General features: G+C 73.3%; 2 protein-coding genes. Both read left to right on the forward strand.

The genetic code is table 11. The annotated features are described in order from the left end of the window. The coding region (locus tag NBX02_RS08510) for an Ig-like domain-containing protein (RefSeq protein ID WP_445548325.1) at positions 1 to 1406 on the forward strand (1406 nt) is incomplete at its 5' end. Between the two features lie 179 nt (positions 1407 to 1585). Further along, positions 1586 to 5572, forward strand: a complete 3987-nt coding sequence (locus NBX02_RS08515; protein ID WP_250290813.1) for an ABC transporter ATP-binding protein — start codon at positions 1586 to 1588, stop codon at positions 5570 to 5572. The last annotated feature ends 10 nt before the right edge of the window (positions 5573 to 5582 follow it).

A 5582-nucleotide genomic window follows, 5' to 3' on the forward strand; every position in this document is an offset into this window, starting at 1 on the left:
GCCACACCTTCTTCGGACGGGCGCATCGTTCGGGGCCTTACGGTGTGCGCAGGCCGCCCGGCGCGGGGGGAACGCGTGGCGCAGGAGGAGCACGCCCGCACGGCATATCCTCCTCACAACGGTCGCTCATATCGACCGTCGGCGCGGCGCTGCTCGTCTGTATCGCCCTGACCTCGTGCTCACCGCGGACGGACGGGACGGGTTCGGCGTCCGCCCCCGGTGGCCTGGCCGCGCCGACCGCGGCGGCACCGCAGATCACCATCACGCCCGCGGACCGCTCCCAGGGCGTGGCGCTCACCAGCACCGTGGTGGTGCGCGGTAACGCTCCGCTACAGTCGGTGAAGGTGCTGCGGGGGGCGAGCAAGTCCCAGGACACCTCCGCCGGTGAGCTGGCCGGCCAGCTCTCCGCGGACGGCAGGACCTGGACGTCCACCGGCGGGCTCTTCGCGGACACGCAGTACCAGGTGTCGGCGACGACGGTCCCCGCGAACGGCGTGGCGGGCACCGCGACCACGGCGGCCACCTTCACCACGGTGAATCCGGCGAAACCCTTCAAGGTGTCGTGGGAACCGGCCGCCGGGCAGGCCGTCGGTATCGGCACACCCATCACACTGACCTTCAACGCGGCGGTCACCGACCGGGCGGCCGTTCAGAAGCGTCTGATGGTCACCACCGACCCGCCGGTCAACGGCGCCTGGAACTGGGCGTCGAACCAGGTCGTGCGTTGGCGCCCGCAGCAGTACTGGAAAGCGGGGACCAAGGTGCACGTCGAGGCGAATCTCGCCGGGCTGGACGCCGGCGGCAGCCGTTTCGGCGTGAAGGACCGGGCCATGGATTTCGTCATCGGCCCGGCGCAGATCAGTTATGTCGACGCCGCCACCCACACGATGAAGGTATATCGCAACGGCGTCCTGCAGAAGACCATGGCGGTCAGTCTCGGCAAGCCCTCGTCGCCGACCATGGACGGCCCGCACAACGTCCTCGGCACCGCCCAGACGGTGATTATGGACTCCGCGACGGTCGGTATTCCCAAGGGCGATCCGGACTACTACTACGAAACCGTCCAGTGGAACGTGCAGTTCACCAGCGGCGGTGAGTACGTCCACTCGGCGCCGTGGTCGGTCGGCGCGCAGGGGCAGGACAACGTCTCGCACGGCTGCGTGAACGCGTCGCCGGCGGACGCCGAATGGTTCTACCGGTTCAGCCGGCTGGGCGACATCGTCGATGTGCGCAACACCGGCCGGTCGCCGGACACCTCCCAGCTCGGCAACGAGTGGTCGATCTCCTGGAATCGGTGGGTCGCGGGCAGCGCCCTGCCGGTGACGGCCGCGACCACCGCGCCGCCGCCGGCGGACGCGGGCATCGTCGGCGCGGCGGCCAGCCCGCCACCGACGATCCGTTCCTGACAACCGCCGCCGGCCGCATCTGCTCGTCCGGCCGGCGGCGTGGGGCACCGGCCGGACGGTAGGTGCGGCCGGGAAGCGATGATCTCCCGGGATGGTTGGGCTAAAGGTTGTCCCGACCCGACCAGCCATCCGGGGAGATTCGCGCGAACAGCATCCCGTCCGACCATCACGGCGGCCTCGTGACGCCGGGCTCAACCGGCCAGCCGGCTGGGCCGGCCCAGCCGACACCGCCGGCCCAGCCGACACCGCCGGCCCAGCCGGCGTCCGGGCCGGGCTGGCTGCGCCGGCTGGGCGGGTGTGTCCTGCGCTACCGGCGCAACGCGGCCGTGGCCTGCGGCGCGGCGGTGCTGGCCACCGTGCTCGCCGCGATCACGCCACTGATCGAGCGTGGGGTGATCGACAACGTCGTGGTCGGCCACCGGCATCCGCTCGCGCCCTATGTGGCCGCGCTGCTCGCGGCCGGGAGTCTGCGTTTTGCCGCGAGCTACGTCCGCCGCACCACCGGCGGACGTCTTTCCCTCGACGTCCAGTACGACCTGCGGGACGCGGTGTTCGCCGCGCTCGCGCGCTTTGACGGCGTCCGCCAGGACGGGATGCGCACCGGCCAGATCGTCAGTCGGGCCATCTCGGACGTCACCGCCATCCAGGGGCTGCTGTCGTATCTGCCGTGGCTGGGCGGCAACCTGCTGCTGCTCGTGCTCACCATCGCGATCATGGCGGTGCTCTCGCCGCTGCTGACCCTGCTCGCCCTCGCGGTCGGGCCGCTGCTGCTCATGATCGGGCTGCGGGCGCGGCGAACCGTCTTCCCGGCGACCTGGGCCGCCCAGCAACAGGCCGGCGAGGTTGCCGGGGTGGTGGACGAGGCGGTCGCCGGCGTGCGGGTGGTCAAGGGCTTCGGGCAGGAGGAGCGGGAGCTGGCCGGGCTCACCGCGTCCGCCCGCCTCCTGTTCGCGCTGCGCATGCGCGCGGTGACCATCACCAGCCGGTACCTGCCGGCCCTGGCCGCGGTGCCGGCCGTCGGACAGGTCGGGGTGCTGGCGCTGGGCGGCTGGCTGGCGTTGCGCGGCAGCATCAGCCTGGGCACCTTCCTCGCCTTCAGCGCCTATCTCGGCGAGCTCGTCGCGCCGACGCGCATGCTCGCGAACCTGCTGACGGTCGGGCAGCAGGCCCGGGCCAGCGCCATCCGGGTCTTCGAGATCATCGATACCGCCCCGGTGGTGACCGAACGGCCCGGGGCGGTCAGCCTCGGCCGCGCGCGGGGGGCGATCGAGTTCGACGACGTCACCTTCGGTTACATCCAGGACCGCCCGGTGCTCGACGGATTCCGGCTGCGGATCGAGGCCGGTGAGACCCTCGCCCTGGTCGGGGCATCCGGGTCGGGCAAGTCGACGGTGGCCGCGCTGCTCTCCCGCGTCTACGACATAGACGCCGGCCCCGGTGCCGGCCCCGGTGCTGGTGCCGGTGCTGGTGCCGGTGCCGGTGCCGGTGCCGGTGCTGTCCGTGTCGACGGCCATGACGTCCGGGAGCTGACCCTGGAGTCGCTGCGGGCCCAGATCGGGATGGTCTTCGAGGACAGCTTCCTGTTCTCCGACACGGTCCGTGCCAACATCGCCTACGGCCGGCCGGACGCCGGCGACGCCGAGATCGTCGCCGCGGCGCGGGCCGCCCGGGCGGACGGCTTCATCCGGGACCTTCCCGACGGCTACGACACGGTCGTGGGCGAGCAGGGGCTGACGCTCTCGGGCGGGCAGCGCCAGCGGATCGCGCTGGCCCGCGCCCTGCTCGTCGACCCACCCATTCTGATCATGGACGACGCGACGTCCGCGGTCGACGTCCGGGTCGAGGCCGAGATCCACGCCGCCCTGCGGCAGATCATGCGGGGGCGGACCACCCTGCTGATCGCGCACCGCCGTTCCACCCTGCACCTGGCCGACCGGATCGCGGTGCTCGACGCCGGCCGGGTGGTCGACGTCGGCACCCATGAGGAGCTGACCGCCCGCTGCCCGCTGTACACGATGCTGCTGTCCGGGCCGAGCCTCGACCGGGCGGGCGCCGTCCCCGACCAGGCGAGCGACAGCCGTCACCAGGCGGAGCAGGTGGATGCGGACAAGAGCCGGATGAACGGCGGCCGGCCGGTCCCGTTCGCCGGTGCGCTCACACCCCGTATGCGACCGGTGCCGGCTACCTGGGTGGGTGCGGGCCTGGACGGCACGCGGCCGGCCCGCTCCATGCGCGGTGGCCGGGGGGCCGGGTCCGGCGGCCGGGGAGCCGGGTTCGCTGGTGGGCACTTCGGGGACACCCCGGTCACCCCCGGACTGCTCGCCCAGGTGGCCCGGCTCCCGCCCGCGACCGAGCCGGTCCGGGTGAGCGAGACCGACGCCGCCGCGCCCGACCCGGCGTTCTCGCTGCGCCGCCTGCTGCGCGCGGTGCCCGGGCTGCTCGCCGTCGGCCTGCTGCTGGTAGCCCTGGACGCGGCCGCGGGCCTGGCCATGCCGGCGCTGGTGCGCCACGGGGTCGACGCGGGCGTGTCCACGGGCGCGTCGGCGGTGCTGTTCGCGACCTCCGCGGTGGCGCTGGCCGTGGTCCTGGCGGCCTGGGGCGGGCAGGTCGTCCAGGCCCGGGTGACCGGGCGGATGGGGGAGCGGCTGCTGTTCGTCCTGCGGCTGAAGACCTTCGCCCAGCTCCAGCGGCTCGGCCTGGACTACTACGAACGCGAGCTCCCCGGCCGGATCATGACCCGGATGACGACGGACGTGGACGCCCTGTCGACGTTCCTGCAGACGGGCCTGACGACCGCGGTGGTGGCGCTGGCGTCGTTCGTCGGGATCGGGATCGCGCTGGTCGTGCTGAACACGGAACTGGCGCTGGTCGTGCTCCCGATGCTGCCGGTCGGGATCGCGGTCACGCTGGTGTTCCGGGCGAAGTCCTCGGCCGCCTACACCGAGTCACGGGAGAGGGTCAGCGCGGTCAACGCCGCGCTGCAGGAGAACCTGGCCGGCATCCAGGTGGTGCAGGCCTTCCGCCGGCAGGAGCGCAACCAGGACTGCTTCCGGACGCTGGCCGAGCGGTACCGCGCCTCGCGGATGCGGGCGCAGCGGATGATCGCCCTCTACTTCCCGTTCATGGAGTTCTGCTCGGAGCTGGCCGCCGCGCTCGTCCTCGGCGCCGGTGCCGGGCTGGTCGCGTCCGGGTCGCTGACCACCGGCGGGCTGATCGCCTACCTGCTCTACATCAACCTGTTCTTCGCCCCGGTCCAGCAGCTCTCGCAGGTGTTCGACGGCTACCAGCAGGCGAAGGTGGGCCTCCGGCGCATCTGCGACCTGCTGCGTACACCCACATCCACCCCGCCGGCCCCGGATCCGGTGCCGGTCGGCCGGCTTGCCGGCCGGATCGCGCTCGAGGACGTCTCCTTCCGTTACGCCGGCACCAGCCGTCCCGCGCTGGACGGGGTGAGCCTGCGGGTGGCGGCCGGGGAGACCGTCGCCCTGGTGGGGGAGACCGGCGCGGGCAAGTCCACCGTGGTCAAACTGGTCGCGCGTTTCTACGACGCGACCGGTGGTGCGGTGCGGGTCGACGGCACCGACGTGACCCGGTTCGATCTCGCGGGCTACCGGCACCGGCTGGGGGTGGTCCCGCAGGAGGCCTTCCTGTTCTCCGGGACGGTGCGGGACGCCATCGCCTACGCCCGCCCGGAGGCGGACGACGCCGAGGTGCTGGCCGCCGCCCGCGCCGTCGGGGCGCACGACATGATCGTCAGGCTGCCCGGGGGCTACCGGCATCCGGTCGGGGAGCGCGGCCGGGGGCTGTCGGCCGGGCAGCGCCAGCTGCTGGCACTCGCCCGGGCGGAGCTGGCCGACCCCGACATCCTGCTCCTCGACGAGGCCACCGCGTCTCTCGACCTGGCCACGGAGGCCGCGGTCACCAGAGCCACCGAGCACGTCGCGCGCCGGCGCACCACGCTGGTGGTGGCGCATCGGCTCACCACCGCGGCCCGCGCCGACCGGGTCGTGGTGATGGCCGCCGGCCGGGTCGTCGAGCAGGGCTCCCACACCGACCTGCTGCGCGCCGGCGGCCGGTACGCGCGGATGTGGGCGGAGTTCAACGGGGACGGCGGCCCGGCGCGCCCTGCCCGGGCCTCGGGCCTGGAGCGCGTACCGGAACGGTGACCCCGGATCA

Source organism: Protofrankia sp. CiP1_Cm_nod1 (assembly GCF_920888515.1).
GTDB lineage: Bacteria > Actinomycetota > Actinomycetes > Frankiales > Frankiaceae > Protofrankia.